Source organism: Rhizobium sp. G187 (genome assembly GCF_051549525.1).
In the GTDB taxonomy this organism is placed as follows: Bacteria; Pseudomonadota; Alphaproteobacteria; order Rhizobiales; family Rhizobiaceae; genus Allorhizobium.
The window spans coordinates 39,367-60,185 of the sequence record NZ_JBPUGM010000001.1 but is presented as its reverse complement, the minus strand read 5'-3'; the positions used below and the strand labels follow the sequence as shown (position 1 = coordinate 60,185).

Annotated in this window: 18 protein-coding genes; 5 read left to right on the top strand and 13 right to left on the bottom strand. The window is 60.7% G+C overall.

The genetic code is table 11. The features are described from left to right. Nucleotides 1-19: 19 nt before the first annotated feature. The 8 genes from ACSV9I_RS00265 to ACSV9I_RS00230 all read right to left on the bottom strand — a co-directional run bounded on the left by ACSV9I_RS00265 (nucleotide 20) and on the right by ACSV9I_RS00230 (nucleotide 12,366). Complete coding sequence (locus ACSV9I_RS00265; RefSeq protein ID WP_438326495.1) at nucleotides 20-895, bottom strand: cytochrome c1; 876 nt, start codon at nucleotides 893-895, stop codon at nucleotides 20-22. A gap of 21 nt (nucleotides 896-916) precedes the next feature. Next, on the bottom strand, nucleotides 917-2,185 hold the full coding sequence (locus ACSV9I_RS00260) for a cytochrome b (RefSeq protein ID WP_054157742.1): 1,269 nt from the start codon (nucleotides 2,183-2,185) through the stop codon (nucleotides 917-919). Nucleotides 2,186-2,199: 14 nt separating this feature from the next. After that, a complete protein-coding gene (petA, locus tag ACSV9I_RS00255; RefSeq protein ID WP_054157802.1) occupies nucleotides 2,200-2,778 on the bottom strand; it encodes a ubiquinol-cytochrome c reductase iron-sulfur subunit in 579 nt (192 codons plus the stop codon). Between the two features lie 314 nt (nucleotides 2,779-3,092). Beyond that, nucleotides 3,093-4,964, bottom strand: coding sequence for an ABC transporter ATP-binding protein (locus ACSV9I_RS00250; protein ID WP_438326494.1), 1,872 nt, complete (start codon nucleotides 4,962-4,964; stop codon nucleotides 3,093-3,095). A gap of 123 nt (nucleotides 4,965-5,087) precedes the next feature. After that, entirely contained in the window at nucleotides 5,088-6,083 is a 996-nt protein-coding gene (locus ACSV9I_RS00245) for a hypothetical protein (protein WP_438326493.1), read from the bottom strand. 173 nt (nucleotides 6,084-6,256) lie between these two features. Continuing rightward, nucleotides 6,257-8,167: a methyl-accepting chemotaxis protein gene (locus ACSV9I_RS00240; protein WP_438326492.1), complete on the bottom strand. Its 1,911-nt coding sequence runs from the start codon at nucleotides 8,165-8,167 to the stop codon at nucleotides 6,257-6,259. A 212-nt stretch (nucleotides 8,168-8,379) separates the two neighbouring features. After that, complete coding sequence (locus ACSV9I_RS00235) at nucleotides 8,380-10,299, bottom strand: HAMP domain-containing methyl-accepting chemotaxis protein (RefSeq protein WP_438326491.1); 1,920 nt, start codon at nucleotides 10,297-10,299, stop codon at nucleotides 8,380-8,382. A gap of 201 nt (nucleotides 10,300-10,500) precedes the next feature. Then, nucleotides 10,501-12,366, bottom strand: coding sequence for an ABC transporter ATP-binding protein (locus ACSV9I_RS00230; RefSeq protein ID WP_438326490.1), 1,866 nt, complete (start codon nucleotides 12,364-12,366; stop codon nucleotides 10,501-10,503). 408 nt (nucleotides 12,367-12,774) lie between these two features. Here ACSV9I_RS00230 and ACSV9I_RS00225 point away from each other — a divergent pair, with 408 nt between their 5' ends. Further along, the gene (locus ACSV9I_RS00225; RefSeq protein ID WP_438326489.1) at nucleotides 12,775-13,233 is read left to right on the top strand and encodes a tRNA (cytidine(34)-2'-O)-methyltransferase; all 459 of its coding nucleotides are present in this window, start codon (nucleotides 12,775-12,777) and stop codon (nucleotides 13,231-13,233) included. Nucleotides 13,234-13,450: 217 nt separating this feature from the next. Next, complete coding sequence (locus tag ACSV9I_RS00220; RefSeq protein WP_438326488.1) at nucleotides 13,451-14,860, top strand: cell envelope biogenesis protein OmpA; 1,410 nt, start codon at nucleotides 13,451-13,453, stop codon at nucleotides 14,858-14,860. 51 nt (nucleotides 14,861-14,911) lie between these two features. On the opposite strand, the gene ACSV9I_RS00215 is transcribed toward ACSV9I_RS00220, so the two are convergent. Continuing rightward, entirely contained in the window at nucleotides 14,912-15,871 is a 960-nt protein-coding gene (locus ACSV9I_RS00215) for a flagellin (protein WP_438326487.1), read from the bottom strand. Nucleotides 15,872-16,048: 177 nt separating this feature from the next. Then, nucleotides 16,049-16,306: a hypothetical protein gene (locus ACSV9I_RS00210; RefSeq protein ID WP_054157749.1), complete on the bottom strand. Its 258-nt coding sequence runs from the start codon at nucleotides 16,304-16,306 to the stop codon at nucleotides 16,049-16,051. 143 nt (nucleotides 16,307-16,449) lie between these two features. On the opposite strand from ACSV9I_RS00210, the gene hemF reads away from it, so the two are divergent. The 3 genes from hemF to ACSV9I_RS00195 all read left to right on the top strand — a co-directional run bounded on the left by hemF (nucleotide 16,450) and on the right by ACSV9I_RS00195 (nucleotide 18,147). Next, entirely contained in the window at nucleotides 16,450-17,364 is a 915-nt protein-coding gene (gene hemF / locus ACSV9I_RS00205; RefSeq protein ID WP_054157750.1) for an oxygen-dependent coproporphyrinogen oxidase, read from the top strand. A gap of 170 nt (nucleotides 17,365-17,534) precedes the next feature. Next, a complete protein-coding gene (locus ACSV9I_RS00200; RefSeq protein ID WP_054157751.1) occupies nucleotides 17,535-17,810 on the top strand; it encodes a hypothetical protein in 276 nt (91 codons plus the stop codon). A gap of 142 nt (nucleotides 17,811-17,952) precedes the next feature. After that, entirely contained in the window at nucleotides 17,953-18,147 is a 195-nt protein-coding gene (locus ACSV9I_RS00195; RefSeq protein ID WP_438326486.1) for a DUF1059 domain-containing protein, read from the top strand. A 22-nt stretch (nucleotides 18,148-18,169) separates the two neighbouring features. Here the strand turns inward: ACSV9I_RS00195 and ACSV9I_RS00190 are convergent, their stop codons facing one another. The 3 genes from ACSV9I_RS00190 to ACSV9I_RS00180 are packed head-to-tail and all read right to left on the bottom strand — an operon-like array spanning nucleotide 18,170 to nucleotide 20,675. Continuing rightward, nucleotides 18,170-19,426, bottom strand: coding sequence for a CCA tRNA nucleotidyltransferase (locus ACSV9I_RS00190; protein ID WP_438326485.1), 1,257 nt, complete (start codon nucleotides 19,424-19,426; stop codon nucleotides 18,170-18,172). Beyond that, a complete protein-coding gene (locus ACSV9I_RS00185) occupies nucleotides 19,423-20,055 on the bottom strand; it encodes a CoA pyrophosphatase (protein ID WP_054157754.1) in 633 nt (210 codons plus the stop codon). The genes ACSV9I_RS00190 and ACSV9I_RS00185 overlap by 4 nt, the downstream gene beginning before the upstream one ends. Continuing rightward, nucleotides 20,052-20,675, bottom strand: coding sequence for a DUF1285 domain-containing protein (locus ACSV9I_RS00180; protein WP_438326484.1), 624 nt, complete (start codon nucleotides 20,673-20,675; stop codon nucleotides 20,052-20,054). The genes ACSV9I_RS00185 and ACSV9I_RS00180 overlap by 4 nt, the downstream gene beginning before the upstream one ends. Nucleotides 20,676-20,819: the final 144 nt, after the last annotated feature.

Below are 20,819 nucleotides of genomic sequence, written 5' to 3'. Positions count from 1 at the left end.
ATGAACGTGATCCGATGGATCAGTGTTCCTTGTTTGCGTAGACCGACTTCTTCGTCAGATAGACCAGCGCAGTGAAGATCGCGAGGAAGATCATGACCATGAAGCCCATGCGCTTGCGGTCTTCCAGATGCGGCTCGGCGGCCCACATCAGGAACGCGGCAACGTCGCGCGAATACTGGTCGAGCGTTTCCGGCGAACCGTCATCATAGGTCACCTGACCGTCCGAGAGCGGCGGCGCCATGGCAAGTGCAGCGGCGCTGACGAAGTACGGGTTGAAATGCGTGCCTTCAGCAACGGTCACACCTTCCGGCGGTTCCTTGTAACCCGTGAGCAGAGCGTGGATGTAATCCGGGCCGCCCTGCTGGTACTGGGTGAAGATGTCGAAGACGAACTGCGGGAAGCCACGGGTCACGCCACGGGCCTTCGCGATCAAGGAGAAGTCCGGAGGTGCGGCACCATTGTTGGCGGCCGCTGCGGCTTCCTTGTTCGGGAATGGCGACGGGAAGTAGTCAGACGGAACGGCCTTGCGGGTGAACATTTCACCGTCAGCATTCGGGCCGTCCTGCACTTCGTAATTCGCCGCGAATGCCTTTACCTGCGCTTCCGAATAGCCGAGATCTTCCAGCGTGCGGAAGGCAACGAGATTCATCGAGTGACAGGCCGAGCAAACCTCGGTGTAGACCTTGAGGCCGCGCTGCAGCTGGCCCTTGTCGTATTTGCCGAACGGACCGGCAAAGGACCAATCCATTTCTTCAGGCTTCAGGATCGGATAGTGCCCGACCTTCGCCGCATGTTCTACGGCGTGGGCGAGATCGCCTTCCTCTGCGGCAACCGCTACGCCGGAGAATCCGGCGAGGGCTGCGATCAGCGCGATGCTCGTGACAAGCTTCTTCATTGTTATCTTCCTCTCACGTGCTCAGGCTTGGGCAGAGGCGGACTTGCCGCTCTTTTCGAGAACCGCTTCGGTGATCGAATTCGGGATGCGCCGCGGCGTCTCGAACAGACCGAGCAACGGCATGATCACGAGGAAGAAGCCGAAGTAGTAGGCAGTACCGGCCTGCGACAGGATGACGTAGATGCCTTCCGCCGGCATGGCACCGAGCCAGCCGAGAATGATCGAGTTGACCACGAACAGCCAGAAGAACAGCTTGTACCAGGGGCGATACACAGCGGAGCGCACCTTCGAGGTGTCGAGCCAGGGCAGGAAGAACAGCACGATGATCGCGCCGAACATCACCAGAACGCCACCGAGCTTGGAGTCGATCGGGCCGACATTGAAGGTGATCGCACGCAGCATGGCGTAGAACGGCAGGAAGTACCATTCCGGAACGATGTGGGCTGGCGTCTTCAGCGAGTCAGCCGGGATGTAGTTGTCCGGGTGGCCGAGATAGTTCGGCATGTAGAAGACGAACCAGGCGAAGACCAGAAGGAAGACCGACAGGCCCAGCGCGTCCTTGAGGGTTGCGTAAGGCGTGAACGGAACGGTGTCCGTCTTCGACTTGACTTCAACGCCGGTCGGATTGGTCTGACCGGTGACATGCAGCGCCCAGACGTGCAGGATGACAACGCCGGCGATCATGAACGGCAGCAGGTAGTGCAGCGCGAAGAAGCGGTTCAGCGTCGGATTGTCGACGGCAAAGCCACCGAGCAGGAACTGCTGGATCCATTCACCCACTGCCGGGAAGGCCGTGAAGAAGCCGGTGATAACCGTTGCACCCCAGAAGGACATCTGGCCCCAGGGCAGAACATAGCCCATGAACGCGGTTGCCATCATCAGGAGGAAGATCACAACGCCGAGGATCCAGAGGATTTCGCGGGGCGCCTTGTAGGAGCCGTAGTAGAGACCGCGGGCGATGTGCAGGTAAACGGCGATGAAGAAGAACGACGCGCCGTTGGCATGCATGTAGCGCAGCAGCCAACCATTGTTGACGTCGCGCATGATCTTTTCGACCGAGTTGAACGCAACGGTCGTTTCGGCTGCGTAGTGCATGGCCAGCACGACGCCGGTCAGGATCTGAACGATCAGCATCACCGAAAGCATGCCGCCGAAAGTGTAGGCATAGTTCAGGTTGCGCGGAACGGGATACGCGACAAAGCTGTCATACATCAGGCGCGGCAGAGGCAGGCGCGCATCGATCCACTTCTCGACGCCAGTGGACGGCTGGTAACTGGAATGGCCACTCATCTTGTTTTGTCCCCTCAGCCGATCGTGATCACAGTGTCGGTCGTGAATGCGAAGTTCGGCACCGGCAGGTTGGCAGGCGCCGGGCCCTTACGAATACGGCCAGCCGTATCGTAGTGCGAGCCGTGGCAAGGACAGAACCAGCCACCGAAATCACCCGCCTGACCAAGCGGCACGCAGCCGAGATGGGTGCAGGAACCGATCATGACGATCCAGTTTTCCTTGCCTTCGCCGGCTGAGCGAGCGAGGTCCGTTGCCTCTGCAGTCGCATCGATATTGGCATTGCGCGCAACCGGATCCTTCAGATCGGAAAGAGCGACGGCTTTCGCCTCTTCGACTTCCTTGTCGGTGCGGTTGCGGATGAAGACAGGCTTGCCGCGCCATTTGACGGTCAGCGACATGCCCGGCTCAAGTGCCGAAACGTCGACCTCGATCGAGGCGAGCGCGAGCGTCGAGGCATCCGGACGCATCTGATCGATGAAAGGCCAGGCGACGGAAGCCGCACCGACCACACCGGCCATACCGGTCACCATATAGAGAAAATCGCGGCGCGTAGGCTCGCCCGCGTGTTCGGTAGTCTTCTCGTGTTCGCTCACGGTCACTTTTTCCTCTTCGCAATCCTGCGACAAACCGCATTTGCCCCCGCAGCGGGAATCACAATTGGGCCACTCTGCAGCCATGGATTCCCCGCCAGATTGGCGCGTTCTAAGCCCGATATTCGGTTCTGTCCAGTCTCAGACCGACACGGAGCGCTTATGTCGCGGAATAAATTGGGACAATCGCCATGCGGTCAATTGCCGCGCATTCTGGCAGCATCGTTTCGGCGATAGACGCCTTTCCCGCCACAATCTGCCCGCCTATCGAGCAATGGCCATTTTGACCATGCTTGCCAGGGCTTGAAGGCCTGGCGTCAGGCCATCGTCTCGGCGCTTGCGGTGTCGAGGAATCCACCGGATTGACGTGCCCAAAGCTCGGAATAGAGCCCGCCGAGCTCGACAAGCTCCCGATGCGTTCCCTGCTCGATGATGCGGCCTTTGTCCATGACGACAAGCCGATCGAGGGCAGCGATCGTCGACAGCCGGTGAGCAATGGCAAGCACAGTCTTGCCCTGCATCAGCCGGTCAAGGTTGGACTGAATCGCAGCTTCGACTTCGCTGTCGAGCGCGGACGTCGCCTCGTCCAGCACCAGAATCGGGGCATCCTTCAGCATGACGCGAGCAATCGCGATGCGCTGCCGCTGACCACCGGACAGCTTCACGCCGCGCTCTCCGACATGGGCGTCGAAACCTTTGCGCCCGCGCCGATCTTCCAGCTTCTGAATGAAATCTAGGGCCTCGGCCCGGTCCGCAGCCCTCAAGAGCTGCTCTTCGCTCGCATCCTCGCGACCAAACACGATGTTGTCCCGGATGGAGCGATGCAGCAGCGCCGTGTCCTGCGTCACCATTCCGATCTGCGAGCGCAAGCTTTCCTGGGTAACAGTCGAAATATCCTGTCCGTCGATCAGGATCCGGCCTGCCTCGACGTCGTAGAAACGCAGGAGCAGATTGACCAGCGTCGATTTTCCCGCCCCCGACCGGCCGACGATCCCGACCTTCTCGCCCGGCTGGATCTTGAGCGTCAAATGGTCGATCGCGCCGGACTTGCGGCCGTAGTGGAAACTGACATTGTCGAAGCTGATCTCCGGCGATTTCACCTCCAGGACCGACGCATCCGGCTTGTCGACAAGATCGATCGGCCGCGCGACCAGCTCGGCGGAGTTCTGGATCGTGCCGATATTGCGCATGATGCCGTTCAACTGCGTCATCATTCGACCGAGCAGCATGTTGAGGCGCAGCACCAATCCGAGGGTGAAGGCAACCCCGCCGGCGGTGACCGCGCCCGAGAACCACAGCTCGACCGATAGCAGTGCCACCATCAGAATCATGACGCCAGACAGGATGGCAAGCGAGGATCGAACACCGGTCAAAAGCCGCGCAAACGGCCGCAGCGTGTCTTGAAACCGGTCAAAGCCGCTGCGGATATAGTGATCATTCTGCCGCTCATGGCCGAAGAGCTTCAGCGTCTGAATGTTGGAATAGCTGTCCACCAGCCGGCCATTCAGCATCGAAGCAGCCTCCGCCGTCTCCCGTGCATGCCGGCGGATCTTCGGCACGAAATAGCGCGCCAGGATCAGAAAGATCCCCACCCATACGGCGATGATCGCTGCCAGCCGCCAGTCGAGCTGTGCCACCAGCGCCATGGTCGATACGGTATAGATCACCATGAACCACACGACCTGCAGCAGCGACGTCAGAAGGTCACCGGTCGATTGCCCAGCGGACCAAACCTTGGTCACGATACGCCCGGCAAAATCATTCTGGAAGAAGGAGAGCGATTGGCGCGCCACATGCGCATGCGCCTGCCAGCGCACAAGGTTGAAGAAGTTGAGGACGATCACCTGCTCCTCGACCAGCGCACCAACGGTGACGACGATGAAACGGCCGATCAGCACGATCAGTGCCATCGCCAGCAATTCCCCGCCATGCGCTGCAATCAACCCGTCCCAGCCCGCTGCCTTCGGTACGGTGTCGAGCACGTCGACCAGGCGCCCGACGAACCAGAACAGTCCGGCTTCCAGCATGGCGACGGCACCGCCAAACAGCGCCATCAGCAGGAATGCCATCTTGGCCTGGCGAACATAGAACCAGACAAAGGCCCAGGTCTTTTCCGGCGGACGCAAATTGTCCGAACGAGAGAAAGGGTCGATCCAGTTTTCGAAGAGGCGGGCGACGGATTGAAACATGAAACGCGATATAGGCGTTTTCAACGCGGTGGCAAAGGCAAGAAGCGGTGAACGGTGTGCAAACCGGAAGCCACCCCGTCTCAGCACATGCACGTGGGCGTCCCTGCCCGGCTTATGCCGCGGTCATAGGCCTGCATTGCCGTAGAGCGTCTCGTAGCGCCGCGACGTCCCGCCGCTGACATCGGCAAAGAACGGGCCCGCCTCCTCCCGAAGCTCGGCCCTTTGCAGCATCTTCGCAGCCTCACCATAAAAGCGCGCCGGCGGCACCGGACGATAGGTGCGCGCGCATCCAAAGTGTTTTTGCAGCGCTGGGGCCTGCGGAACGGCACGCCCGACCACGCCCTCGACATTGGCAATGATGCGACCCAGCTTGTCACAAACGGTCTCGATATAGCTCTCGGAGGTCGCCGTAAGCACCAGTCCGAGCTCGTCCTGCGCGGTCCAGAAAGCCTGTTCATCACTGTGCAGCAGGCGCTTGGCAAACCGTCCGACCGTGTTGTGCACATAGCTTTCCGCAGCACCGGCCTGCGGCTGGCGAAGGGCTGCAAGCCCTCGGATATGGCAGAGCAAAAGGCTCACGCCCTGCTCGACAGCGGCGTGGGAAAAGATTTCGGTAAGATGCTGTTCCAAGGCACTGTAATCACTGAGATCGACGGGCAGCTGAGCTTCCAGCATACGGGCCCGCGCAGGGACCGGCATAGGCACGACAGTCGGCTCAATGAATGAAATTGCCGAAAGAACCGCTGCAAGTGCCTGATCTAGCTTGCTTCTATCGACCAGTTCAGGTTTGCCGTCGACCATGCGCAAGAGATCGGCGGTGCCGATTTCAGCGGCAAATCCTGTCAGCGCAGACTTGAGGTTGACCGCGGCCGCTCTGACTTCCGCCGCCTTGGCATGATCTCCACCGAAGCGTTTCGCAAGCCCTGCCACCGCCTCCTCGGTGATCGGCTGGCCGAGCTCGACAAAGGCCTTGCGCAATGCAGGGTCCGTTCCGGTCAGCACACCGAGCACCACCTGGTAGTTTTCGGCTTTCAGGGGAATTTTGTGTTGCGTCAGAAAAGCAAGCGCGCGCCGCCCGAGACGGTCGAAATCGATATCGTGACCGATGCCCTTCTCCATGCCGCAACCTCCGATCGCCAGGGCGCCAGATTAGCAACTACGAAACAAGCATTGGTTTCAGACTTTGTTAAAATTTGCCCGGACGCCCCGAAACGGTTCGCAACGCGCCGTCGCAGAAACACAGACGGAGCCACAAGGGCCCCCTCTGCCAAATCAGAGTGAAGTCATGGCCTTCAGAATTCGGACCAATCCTTCGCCACGGCCGCGTTACCCTGGAGGGCTCGTGCGACCTTGCCGGCCATGCCGCGCGCCGGCGACGGCACCGGCCGACTGCTAGGCGCAACATGAGCCGGATACCCCCGCTCCGACTGTCCGGCCAGACGGAACTGCGCTGTCAGCTCGCGCAGCGCGTTGGCCTGCTGGGCAAGACCATGTGACGAGGCCGTCGACTGCTCGACCATGGCCGCATTCTTCTGCGTACCCTGGTCCATATGGTTCACGGCCGCGCTGATCTCCTGCAGACCGGTGGACTGCTCCCGCGCCGAGGTGACGATCGCTGCGACATTGCGGTTGATTTCCTGCACCTGGGTGACGATCGCCTCAAGAGCCCGGCCGGTTTCGCCAACCAGCGCCACGCCGCTGCGAACCTGATCGCCGGATGCGGTGATCAGCACCTTGATTTCCTTGGCGGCATTGGCCGAACGCTGGGCCAGTTCACGAACTTCCTGGGCAACGACAGCAAAGCCCTTGCCCGCCTCTCCCGCACGCGCCGCTTCAACGCCGGCGTTGAGTGCCAGAAGGTTGGTCTGGAAGGCAATGTCGTCGATCACGCCGATGATATTGGAGATCTGGCTCGACGAGTTCTCGATCTTCTGCATCGCATCGACGGCACGACGTACGACGTCCCCCGAATGTTCCGCACCCTGCTTGGTCCGGCCGACCAGGGCGCCCGCCTGTTCGGCACGCTGAGCCGAATCCTTGACGGCCGTGGTGACCTCGTCGAGCGCGGCTGCGGTCTGCTCGACCGAAGACGCCTGCTGCTCGGTTCGCTTGGAAAGATCCCCTGATGCGGCCAGCATCTCGTTGGCACCGGCGTCGATGGCGCGCGCGTTTTCAACCACATCGCGCATGACATCATGCAGGCGGGTAACAGACTGGTTGAAGTTAAGGCGCAGCGCATCAAGCTGGGCAGAGAAGCCTTGATCGATCTTCACTGTGAGATCGCCATCGGAAAGCCGCTGCAGGCCGGAGGCGAGCTGCTCGACGGCAAACTGCACCTCGGCCGCCTCACGCGCCTTCTGTTCTTCCCGCGCCAACCGCTCCGTCTCGCTCAGCGAACGGTCGGCTTCAGCCTGCAATTCGAGACGCTCGCGCTCCAGCGCGTTTTCGCGGAAGACGCTGACGGCGGCGGCCATCTCACCGATTTCATCATGCCGTCCCTCATGCGGGATCACCGCAGCCGTATCACCCTCGGCAAGCTTCTTCATCGAAGCCGTAATCTCGCCGATCGGGCGGGTCACCCGGCTGATCGAGACGAGTGCGGCGGCAAGAGCCAGCAACGCTGCAAAGACAACGGCCGCAAGGGTCGAATAGCGCGCCACGTCCGAGGCCGCAGCACTGGCTTCGCGCTCGGCACTGCTCAGAGCGACATTGTCGGCAATCATGTCTTTCAGGATCTTCCCGGCCTCGCCTCCGAGCGGCACCATTTTGGCGATGGTATCCTTGGCCTGGTAGAGCTTGGAGGCCATGGCCTGCGCAACGAATTGCTCACCCAGCGCCGAATAATCCCGCATGACGGCTGAATAGGCGTCGAAGCGCTCGCGCGCCTGGGGGGCCTGGATACCAGCGCCATAGGCCGCAGAAGCGGCATCGAGCGCGGTGATCGACACCTGGAGGCTTTCGACCAGCGCCTTCTTGTCGTTGGCATTGCTGGCATTCAGGATCATCAGGTAAAGGCGGCGCACCTCACTGAGCTTGGAGTCCACATCGGCAACGCTCAGCGAACGACCACTGAGGGCGTTCAAACGCGACATCTGGCCATTCACCTGATCAATAGACCGGACGGCCATCACACCCTGCAAAATGGAGACACCGACCAAAAGTGCGAAAAGCATCGGCAGGAGAAGGCTGATCTTGAGCTTCATGACAAATGAAATCCCGACTTGAAAATTGGCATTGCGCAGAAAAAAACACTGCAATTTCTGCCTGACAGGGCGGGTCTAAGAAAACCTTACCGGGCAATGGGGGATTCTTGCCTCTCGGCCTGTCGTCCACCGGGATATCAGTGGGCGACAAACGAAAAATGGGGCATCGCTGCCCCATCTTCACTTCGTATCTCTGGTCGGTCGAGCGAGATTTAAAACTCGCTCCACTCCTGCGCGACGGCAGCATTGCCCTGGAAAGCGCTGGCAATCTTGCGGCCAAGGGCCTTGGCCGGAGACGGCACGGGCTGGCGGGCGGCGGTGGCAACGGCGGGCATGGTCCGCTGTGTACCGGCATCGACCTTGAACTGCGCCATCAGCTGGCGAAGCGCCGTCGCCTGCTGCGCAAGAGCATGACTTGCTGCCGTCGACTGCTCGACCATGGCCGCATTTTTCTGCGTGCCCTGATCCATCTGGTTGACGGCCATGTTGATTTCCTGAAGGCCGGTCGACTGTTCGCGCGCCGAGGTAACGATCGCTTCGACATTGCGATTGATCTCCTGCACCTGGATCACGATCGCGTCGAGCGCTCGGCCAGTCTCGTCGACCAACGCCACGCCGTTGCGCACCTGATCGCCAGATGCCGTGATCAGCGCCTTGATTTCCTTGGCCGCATTGGCCGAACGCTGAGCCAGTTCACGCACTTCCTGAGCAACGACCGCAAAGCCCTTGCCGGCTTCACCAGCGCGTGCCGCTTCAACACCGGCATTCAGCGCCAGCAGGTTGGTCTGGAAGGCAATGTCATCGATCACGCCGATAATGTTGGAAATCTCGGACGACGAATTTTCGATCTTCTGCATTGCATCGACGGCGCGGCGAACGACTTCACCGGAATGCTCGGCACTTTCCTTGGTGCGGCTGACGAGAGAGCCAGCCTGTTCGGCGCGGATCGACGAATCCTTCACTGCAGTCGTCACCTGTTCAAGCGCGGCTGCCGTCTCCTCGACGGAAGAAGCCTGCTGTTCGGTCCGCTTCGACAGGTCGTCAGCAGCAGCCAGCATCTCGTTGGCGCCGGCATCGATCGAGCGGGCATTTTCGCCAACCGAATGCAGCACATCGCGCAAGCGGTTGATCGACTGGTTGAAGTTGACACGCAAGCCATCGAGCTGGGCAGAAAAGGCCTGGTCGAGCTTGACCGTCAGATCACCGTCCGAAAGACGTTGCAGGCCGGAGGCGAGCTGGTCGACGGCAAACTGCACTTCGGCCGCTTCCTTCGCTTTCTGCTCTTCCCGGGCCAGACGTTCGGTTTCGCTGAGGCTGCGATTCTCTTCCGCCTTGCGCTCCAGATTGGCACGCTCAAGCGCATTGTCACGGAACACGGATACGGCCGCTGCCATCTCGCCGATTTCGTCGCGGCGGTGATCGAACGGAATGGCCTTCTGTGTATCACCACGGGCGAGCCCGTTCATCGATGCGGTGATCGCCGAGATCGGCCGGACAATGCGTTGAAAGCTGAAGAAGGCAGCGAGGGCGGCGATCAGCGTGCTGATCACGACCGAAGCGATCGTCGCATTGATGGCGAAGCTTGATATCTCGTCGGCATTGGTCAGAGCCGTCTGCGTGGTCTCGGCATTGGCGCTCAGCATCTCCTGCATGAGCCCACCCAGGGTCTTGGCATTGGCTGCCATCTCGTCGGAGAACAGGGCCTTTGCCCCTTCCCGATCGCCGGCCGCCACCATGGTGACCAACTGCTTGCCCTGACGATCGTAGTCGGCCATTGCGGTGCGCATGGCTTCGAAGCGGGCCTTGGTCGCCGGCAACGTGATCATTTTTTCATAATCGGCAAAGGCGGCATTGCGCTGTTCGATGGCGGTTTGAGCCGCGGCCTCCCTGCTCGCGACCTCCTCGCCAGGATTGGCGCTCAGCAACAGCGCATAGGTGCGCCTGACTTCTGCAAAGGTGTCGTTCATGCGCGAAACCCCGATGGTCCGGGGCAAACGTTCGCGGCCGATCACATCGACCTGCGCCTTCACGTTGCTGATGAAATGGGTCGCGAGAATGCCCTGGCCGATACCAAAGGCCACCACCACGGCAAAAAGCACGGGCAGCAGGGTCCTGATTTTAATGTCTGACATGAGTAGATTCCGGGGAGGAGAGACGCATGCCGCAACATGTCAGGAAGCATCGAGCCTGACCGAAAAAGGGACGTTTCATGTCCGTGGAGTTGCGACGGACCCAGCTCTACCCGGCAATATTTAAAGAATTCATTTATTATAACAAAAAACAGTAGGTATCACGACCAATTGAATCCAGGGGCCGGAAATGGTGGAGGCGGATCACTCCGCCGCCACCTCCTTCGCGCTCCCGGCATCGTGCTGGTCCGCCAGGAAACCACCCGATTGCCGGTTCCAGAGGTCGGCATAAATGCCGCCATTGGCCACCAGATCGAGATGCGTTCCCTCTTCGACGATCCGTCCCCGGTCGAGAACGATCAGGCGATCCATCTGCGTCAAGGTCGACAGGCGATGGGCAATCGCGATCACCGTCTTGTCCTCGATCAGCTTGAACAGGCTCTCCTGGATCGCCGCCTCGACCTCGGAATCAAGCGCCGACGTCGCCTCGTCGAGGATCAGGATCGGCGCGTCCTTGAGAAAGACGCGGGCGATCGCGATCCGCTGGCGCTGACCGCCGGACAGCTTGACCCCCCGCTCGCCGACATGCGCGTCCAGTCCGCGACGTCCCTGCTGGTCGGACAGTGCCTCTATGAAGTCCCAGGCATTGGCACGCTTCGCCGCCTCCATCACCTCGGCATCCGTGGCATCAGGCCGGCCATAGGCAATATTGTCGCGAATGGAGCGATGCAAAAGCGACGTATCCTGCGTAACGACACCGACCAGCGCTCTCAGGCTGTCCTGCGACACGGTTGAGATATCCGTGCCGTCGATCAGGATCTTGCCCTTCTCGAGATCGTAGAACCGCAGCAGCAGGTTCATCAGCGTCGTCTTGCCCGCCCCGGAGCGGCCAACGAGACCAACCTTTTCGCCTGCCCTGATGGTCAGCGAAAAGGCCTCGATGACACCCTTTTCCTTGCCATAGTGGAAGCGCACGCCGTCATAGACAATCTCGCCCTTCGGCGCTTCGAGCGCTTTTGCACCAGGCTGATCGACGATGTCATGCGCCTTCGTCATCATGCTCATGCCGTCATAGACGGTGCCGATGTTTTCAAAGAGCGATGCCACCTCCCACATGATCCACTGCGACATGCCGTTGATACGCATGGAGAGGCCGATCGCCACGGCGATCGCGCCGACGGTGACGGTTCCGTTCAGCCAGAACCAGATGCCAAGGCCAGCCACCAGGAACTGGACGAGCACATTGTTCATGTCGACGCAGATGTTCAGAAGCGAAATCTGCCGCATCTGGCGATGCACGGTGCCAAGGAAGGCATCCATGCCCTCGCGCGCATAGACCTCTTCGCGACCGGCATGCGAGAACAGCTTCACGGTGCCGATATTGGTATAGCTATCGACAATCCGGCCCGTCATCATCGAGCGGGCATCAGCCTGCTCGCTGGACGATTTGCGCAGCTTCGGAATGAAGTGGCGCAAGATCAGCGCATAGATCACCAGCCATGCCACCAGGGGAACGCCAAGCCGCCAGTCCACCGACGCGACCAGCGCCAGCATCGAGACGAAGAAGGTTGTCGCATAGATGAAGACGTCGATCAGTTTCATCACGCTTTCGCGGATGGAGAGTGCCGTCTGCATGACCTTGGTCGAGACCCGGCCCGCGAATTCATTGGCGAAGAAGGTCATCGAGTGACGCAGGAGGAAACGGTGCATTTGCCACCGTGCGATCATCGGAAAACTGCCCGCCAGCACCTGATGCATGGTGATCGTGTGCATGATGCCGAGCAGCGGCATGCCGAGGAGAAGCAGCGCCGCCATCCACATCAGCGTGCCGCCTTCCGTCTGCAGGAACGTGTCACGATTGGCTGTCGAGAGCCAGTCGACGATATTGCCGAGGAATTGGTAGAGCAGGACTTCCACGACCGCGATCAGGCCCGAACAGGCGCCAAGCACGACCAACCACCAGCGCGCCGCCCGCGTATAGTGCCAGCAGAAGGCGATCAGCCCCTTCGGCGGCAGCACAGGATCCTCGGACGGATAGGGATTCAGGCGGTTTTCGAACCACGAGAACATGAGATGTCTCCGAAATGGATAGGCGCAGCCTGACGGATGTGCGGTGTCGCGACGGCGCGAAATGTCAATGAGGAAGGCCTTGTCGGCCTCAGGACGAAATTACCGGTGAAAGAAGGGCGATGAACTCGCCGTCACGCAATCAGGGTAAAAACGCGGAATGGCGTGTGAATACCAGATCGATCCATCAATGGCCCTCCCGCTTGCGTGTTGAACAGGCACTCTTTCTACCGTCCTGTTCAGTTTTTGACCATAAGCCTCTTCGAAGGGCCGGGCATTCCACCGTGACTGTTGCAAGAGAGGCACAGCCAGGCCCCATGGTGGATCGAGGCGAAGGACCATCAGCGCGAAGCAGGCTGCCGTTTGCCACCACGCTTGAGCCGCGCCGTCACCTGTCGTAAGCAAACCGCCATGACCGACTTGCGCATCGCCCTGTTCCAGCCCGACATTCCCGGCAATACCGGCACGATCCTCAGGCTTGCCGCCTGTCTCGGGCTGAAGGTCGATATCATCGAACCTGCCGGTTTTGTCCTGTCCGACAAGAACCTCAGACGCGCCGGCATGGATTATCTGGCAAGCGTCGCCATGACCCGTCACATCAACTGGGAACATTTCGACGCGTGGCGGCGCAGTGAAGGACGCCGTCTGGTGCTCGCCTCGACCAGGGCCGCCCTGCCCTATACCCGCCTCGATTACCGGACCAACGACATCCTCCTCTTCGGTCGCGAAAGCGCGGGGGTCCCGGAGCATGTCCATGACCTTGCGGAAGAGCGCGTGCTTATTCCCATGGTCGAAGGGCAGCGGTCGATCAACATCGCTCTCTCCGCCGCAATGATCGCTGGCGAAGCCATGCGCCAGACAGGTCCTTGACGCCGCTTGAGCTTGCCATTTTCTGCCTGCCCCCATCCCAGACCCCCTCTTTTCAAATCGACGAAACAATCATCGGACCTCAACCACCCTTGAGGTCAAGTGGCGCGTTTGGCTACAGCGAAAGTCTGGGCTTGAATACCCGCATGAAGCGCTTGAAAGATTGCTAATTCACCCGAAAGGCGGTATGCTGCGGCGCAACATTACGGGAGTTGGAGCCATGTTCGAGACAGCATTTGCCCTAGGCCTGACGCAGTTCGCACGATCCTTGAGTTTCCCCGAACGGCTGAGCCGCCGCCCCGTTCGAAACGCCGCCCTCGAGCCCTGGCGGCTTCGCAACACCGGGCTTGACGCACTCTACTACGACGTGAAGGCCCTGACGGCCGAAGAAACCTTCTATGTCAGCGACAGCATCGCCTCCGAGGGGCTGATCATGATCGTGCCGCCGACCGGCCACGGCATGCTGACGCTATGCGACAGCGTCGAGGAATACCGGCTTCGCGGCGGAAAAGACGTCCATGCCATGGCCGTTGCCGGCATTGGCGGCTCGGCGATCGGGGCTGCCGCCTTTGCCCGTAACGTTGCCGATGCACTCGGGCAGCCGGTTGCAGCCGTGGTCTCCGGCTATGGTCTCGGTGACCTTGTCAACGAAGCAATCGGCGGCGCATTCCTCTTCGGATGGATGGGCCATATCCGCGGAAATCTGGAGGCCATCGACGATGCGGTTGGTCGCCCCAAACTTGGGGCCTACGGGCAGCGGGCCGCAGACACGAACCCAGCGCGCCGCACCGGACTGGACAGCGATACGGTCGCAACCCTGCTGGCTGACAAGGATCTATCCTTTACCTTCATCGCGGGGCACTCGCGCGGAAACAAGGTCATTGCCGATGCCCTCTTTACACTCAAGCGCAACGACCCGGAACGTCTCGCAACCCTTGTTGATGCCTGCCGCGTCGTCACCTTCGGCGGTCGCATCAAGATGCCGGAGGCCTTTACCGAAGTCATCGATGTCGTTGGCGAACTGGACTGGTTTGGCGAACTGAATTCTCGCCCGAAAATCCCGGCAGACCTCAAAGTGCCATTCTGCGGTCATTCGACCAATACCGACCTGCCCGGCACACTTCACGTCACAAAGATCCTCAAGGGCATCATGGCCCGGGGCGCTGCGGTCGAAACGCCAATCTTATCGACAGCGCCCGAGGCCGCACCTGAGGAAATCCCGGCAAGCACACTGCCTGCCGCGCCCGTGACGGCGCTCGCGCCTAAAACCGAAATCCCGCCCGAACCCGCCGTGGAAGCCAAGCCAGAGCCAATATCGGCCCTCACGGAGGAACCCGTGGCCGCGGACGAAGTTGCCAGCACCACGGCCATCGACCCGCAGAGCCTACCCGTTGCGACCCCGCTTAACGTCACGGACAGCGCCGAGGAAGCGGTACCGACATCGCTCTCCACAGCCGTGATGGAACCGGCAATTCCTGTCGAGCCCGCCACCACAGAACACGTTTCGGAACCTCTGACCGCACAAGCGGAGGCTCCGGTTACAACAAAAGCCATCGCGCAGCCTGCGCCAAAGCCCGTCGTCCCGCCGCGCAGCAAAGCCAAGCCTGCCGCTGGCAAACGCCGCCGCTGAGACACGAAAGCCGCCAAAAAACCGGCGGCTTTCCAATTTTTTATCAGAGGCTTACAGGAAAAGGCTCAACTTCAGCGACATGGAGTTATTGGCGATGTTGAGCCCACTCGCCTGCAGCTGTCGCTGAGCGCCGAGCGCTGCCTCGCGGGCGGACTGCTCGCCCATATCGGCATCCACAAGCTGACTGACAGCCGCATCGTTCAAGCCCTGCAGATCCTCGACGAAATCGACATTGGCCGAAATTCGGTTGCGTGTCGAACTGACATCGGCGCTCGCCCCAACCATGTCGATCATCACGCGATTGAGCGTCGTGATCATCCCGTCGAGTTCGTCGCTGGTTGTGTTCTGATCGACGCGGATCTCGCGCGATGCGTTGCCATTGCCGACGGCGGATCCCGCATCGAGGAGGTAATAATTATAGTTCACGCCGCTGATCGTTGTGCCGGAATAGGCCCGCGTCAACATGCCATCGGCCGCATCCTGCTTCGAAATCAGCGTAGAGTTGCCGGTGTCGAAGTCGATCATATTGATCGAGAGGTCGCCAGCGCCATTGCTGGTCACGGATGCCAGCAGCGCAGCGACCTTCGGGCGGCTCCCCTCTTCCACCTGCAGCCAGTTCTCCCCTGCAAAACCAGCAGATGCTGCGATTGAGGCGAGTTGCCCCTTCATCTCGTTGATGTCACTGCCAATCGTGGCACGGTTGGCCCCGACAGATTTGGCAATGATCAGTTTTTGCTGGATCTGGGCGACGACATCGGTGGCCTGGTCGAGTCCGCCGGCGGCTGTGTCTGTCATTGCGGCTGCAAGGCTGTTCGCATCCTGCACGGCCGTCATCGACAGGCTCTCGGCCCGCATCGTGGTGGCGATCGACCAGTAAGCGGCATCATCTTGCGGGTCGGCAAGCGTCTTGGCCGATGCGGTCTGGCGCTTTGCCGCATCAAGGGCAACGGGAGATGCCGCAAGCCGCGAGGCAGCGCTGGTCGAAGTCGGATTGAACGAAACTGAGGTCATATAGAACTCGCCACCTGTCATGTCGCTTCATGGGCGGCATCATGCCGTCCGTCGTCATGGGGCATACTGACAGGCAGCATTTGTATTTCGATTGATCGAAACATTAGAATTTTAGCAAGACTTCAGATCGCATCGCCTTTTCACGATCAAAGCCAGTTTGTCTCAACAGCCTGACTTTCAGTCGGCCGATGACAGACGCCGCATCGTGAATTCGATCTGATCGCCCTCGAGCTGGCGCCAGCTCTCGACCTCTGTCCAATAGGCAGCCTTTGGAAAGGCATTGAACCATTCGCGCGCCGTCGCCCGGGCTTCCTCTCGGGATTGGCAGTAGGTTTCCCTGACGAATTGAGAGGTTCCCCCAAGCGCGGCATGGGCGCGCTGTTCGGCAATGCGCTTCTTCAGGCCGTGAAATGACGGCGGACCGGGCATCTTCATCGTGACATCCCTCGCATGCGTGCAACTTTAATGCGCCTTCGCGTTCTTGGCGAGAAGATTTTCCGGGGACGCAAAGCCCGCCTCGGTGGCGGCCCGGTCTCGGACCTGATAAGGGCTGAATGACCGCAAAGGGGGAGAAGACCATGGAGCGACCGGACCTGCCAAAGGGGCTGCCCGACGATATCGAGGCGAAGAAGGCCACGGCCCGCGCCTGGTTCGAAAGCCTCCGCGACAGCATCTGCGCCTCCTTCGAGACCATCGAGGACGAGCTCACCGGGCCCCTATCCGATCGCCCCGCCGGTCGCTTTGTCGCAAAAGACTGGCAGCGCGACGACGGCAAGGGCGGCGGCGGCCGCATGTCGATGATGGAAGGCCGCGTCTTCGAAAAGGTCGGCGTCCACACCTCCACCGTCCATGGCGAATTCTCACCCGAATTCCGCAAGCAGATGCCAGGCGCCGAGGAAGACCCGCGCTTCTGGGCCTCCGGCATTTCGCTGATCGCCCACCCCGTTAACCCCAACGTCCCGACCGTGCACATGAACACGCGCATGGTCGTTACCTCCAGCCAGTGGTTTGGCGGCGGTGCTGACCTCACCCCCGTGCTTGATCGCCGCCGTACCCAGGATGATCCAGACACGCTCGCCTTCCATGCCGCCATGCAAAAGGCCTGCGAGGCCCATCCGAGCGTTGCTGATTATCCTGCCTACAAGGAATGGTGCGACCGCTACTTCTTCCTGCCCCATCGCAACGAGGCCCGCGGTATCGGTGGCATCTTCTACGACTGGCTGCATCACGAGGCCAATGCCGGCGGCTGGGAGGCAAATTTTGCCTTCACCCGCTCTGTCGGCCAGGCTTTTGCGGCAATCTATCCGCAGATCGTCCGGGCCAACTTCAACGCTCCCTGGACCGACGCTGACCGCGAGGAACAGCTTGTCCGTCGTGGCCGCTATGTCGAGTTCAACCTGCTGTACGACCGGGGCACGATCTTCGGCTTGAAGACGGGCGGAAACGTCGAATCGATTCTGTCATCGCTACCACCGATGGTACGCTGGCCCTGAGTTTTAGTGGGCAATCGTTTGCAACAACGTTCACAGGCCCTCACGAAAAAGAATGGCCTGTCTTTCTGAGTGCTTAGCGAATCACGCCCCGGAAATTGACGCATCGCATTGCGTTTCAGCATCTTCTTGAGCATCCTGCCCCTGCACGCACTATCGAGGAGGGATATGCGATGACCTGGCAGACCGCAGTAATCAAGACGCGTGTGAGTAAACCCGCCGAGCGCATGATCGATGGACCCGAGTTGATCGATCGACTGGCGGAACAGTTGCGTGCTTCGAGTGACGTTGAGCTGCCCCATTCTTATTTCGTCGAGCAGGTACGGCTCGGTCTCGCAGGCAATGACCTGACGGATCGCGTGGCTGCAAACGACGTGGAAAGCGGAACACATCGCGGCAAGGGAGGATCAAGCCGCTCTGTCTTCCATTCCTGGGCCATACCAGACTAGTGCCGAAACAGGCCTTTCGAGATCCACCGCGCAACTGACCTCCGGCCCGCCTCTGCGCGGGCCGTTTTTTTTGTCGCATCACCGAGTGAACAAGCCCGGGGCTGAATGGTTATGCCTCGAGCATAAACAGGAGGAGACGAGCATGAAAAAGTTTCAATGCGGAACCCTGGTCCCTGGATGTGACTGGCACACCCGCGCCGACGACGAGGCAGAAGTCGTTCGCCGAACGGTCGAACATCTCCGCATCACGCATGGCGAAGAGGTCATTCGCCCGTCAATGATCGACCACATCAAGACCCGCATCACCGAAGAGACGCAAAACTCGCGAACCAACTGAAAAGGCTGCGCCAGGTCCGAGGTTACTTCGCCGCCAGTTCGGCGCCTCGGGCGAGCAGCCGTTCCCGATCCAGGGTGAAGCTTGATGCAATCCAGCTTTCTTCGAGCGTGCCGAGGATCTCGCCGATCCTCGGGCCGGACGGGACACCGCAGGCCAGGAGATCGCTTCCCTTGATCGGCATGACCGGGCGGACAAAGGCCTCCGCCCGTTTGAGAAGAGCAGAAAGCCGCGCGCTGCGCGTCATTGCCTTGGGATCACTTTCAGCATTCGCGCGCGCTGAGGCCAGGTCCAGCTTCAAGACGGCGATGAAGCCTTCCTTGCCAAACCGATAGAGATCGCGGTCAAAGGCCACGTCCGTCACGGTGTCCTGCGGCTTTGGAGTGCGCGCAAAGCGTTCCAGCGCCAGAGCCTCGGCATTGGATAGTCGGATCCGTGTCGCAAGCCCGGCCATCCGGCCCGCATCCTTCGGCACGATCGCAGAAAGGCGCAGCAAGGGGTCCGGCGTCCAGCCCAGGGCCTGTTCGGCTGCAATCAGCCCCGGGATCGCGTCGATACCCCACTTCTCGCTTTCAGGCAGAATTTCTGTGAGAACACCGGATTGCCGCATCCAGAGCAGGGCACGACCTGGGTCTCGCGCCGACAACAGCTTCTTGAGTTCACTCCAGACACGCTCTGCCGACAGCGATTTCAGCTGGCTCCGCGCACGGGCACAGGCTTTCAACCCCGTCGCATCGGGCCTGCCACTGCCGTAATAGGCAAAGAAGCGGAAGAAGCGCAGCACCCGCAGATAGTCCTCGGCAATCCGCTGTTCCGCATCGCCGATGAAGCGGATCGTCCGGTTCTCGATATCGGCAAGCCCGCCGACGAGATCGACCACTTCGCCATCGGCCCGCGCATAGAGTGCATTGATCGTCAGGTCTCGCCGATCGGCATCTTCCTGCCAGTCCGCGCCGAAGGCGACCTGCGCATGACGCCCGTCGGTCTCCACATCGCGCCGCAGCGTCGTCACCTCGAAAGGCTGCCCGTCGACCACCAGCGTCACCGTGCCATGGGCAATCCCGGTCGGCACCGCCTTGATGCCGCGCGCTGCCGCCCGGCCCATCACCTCTTCCGGCAGAAGGGTCGTGGCCAGGTCGATATCGCCGACGGCAAGATCCATCAGACTGTTCCGAACGGCACCGCCCACCACCCGCGTCTCAGCCCCATCCTTGTTGAGGAGGGTGAGGATCTTCTGCAAGCCGGGCGACTGAAACCAGCTCTGGTTGGCGAGGTTCGTCATGCATAGAGCCTTTCGTAAAGTGTCCGGATGATCCCGGCCGTAATGCCCCAGATATGCCGCTCGCCATAGGGCATGACATAGAAGTGCCGCACCGCCCCCTGCCACATCCGGCTGTCCTGCCGATGGTTGGCAGGATCCATGAGAAAGGCGAGCGGGACCTCGAAAACGCTGTCCACTTCATGCGGATTGGGGGTGATGGTAAAGCCGCCGCGAACGACGGACAGAACCGGCTGGATGCGAAAGCCGGTGCCTGAGAGATATTGCGGCAAGCGGCCAACCGTCTCGACATAAGCCCGATCGAGCCCGATCTCCTCTTCGGCCTCACGCAATGCGGCCTCTTCCGGCGATGTGTCTGTGTCGTCGATACCGCCACCGGGAAAGGCAATCTGGCCGGCATGTTTGCGAAGCTTCGCGGTCCGCTGGGTGAGGATAACCCGCGCCTCCCCGCCATCATCGACCACCCCGATCAGCACGGCTGCATCCTTCAGCTTCAGCTGCTCGATCGCAAGAATGGCGTCCCGGTTCAGCGCATGGTCGCCGTGATCACGCCAGGCATGGTCGAGCGGCACACCCATCTGCTCGAGCGCCCTTGCACGGAAATCAGCGGCCGAAAACGGGACTGCACTCATCGCGACAAACGGTCCAGCTCATCGGCGGGCATGACAGGAAACACCGCCGCGCCCGAGCGCAGACAGAACATCTCGCGCCCGTCCACGGTGATGACCTCGCCGCGATCGACAAGGTCATACATGACTGCCCGCGAAACCAGCGCATCGAGCCGGCCGCGCACCCGGAGATAGGGCTTCAGCTCCTGCGTCTCGCCAGCGATCTCAAAGCGCAGCGGATGGTCCGCATCCGCTTCGACAAGATCCCCGACATTCGTCCGGAAAAACAGGACAGGCTGCCCGTCCCGCTCGGCCACACTCATCTCGACGGCGATGAAATGCGCATCCTCGACCCGGATACCAACCTTTTCCACAGGTGTGACGAGATAGGTTTTCCCGTCTCCGTCCTTGCGCAAGACCGTCGAAAACAGGCGAACCAGGGCTTCCCGGCCAATGGGGGTACCCATGTAGAACCAGGTGCCGTCAGCCCGGATTTCCATGTCCAAATCGCCGCAAAACGGCGGTTCCCAGCGCTCCACGGGGGGAAGGCCCGGCTTGCCGCCAGCGGTCTGGTCCGAGGCGCGCGCGATCATCGCCGCAAGCCCGGCCGCATCCGTCTCAGCTTTCAGCGTCTCGCCTGCCATAGTCGCGTCCCGGTTTCTTCTGTAAGCATGATAGTCACGAGATAGTCATTCGAAACGCGCTTGTCAGCCGTCAAGTCGCCAATAAGTTAGTTTCATAAGCTTCAGCACGCGCGAATGTTCGATTCGCCACGCGACGCAACCGAT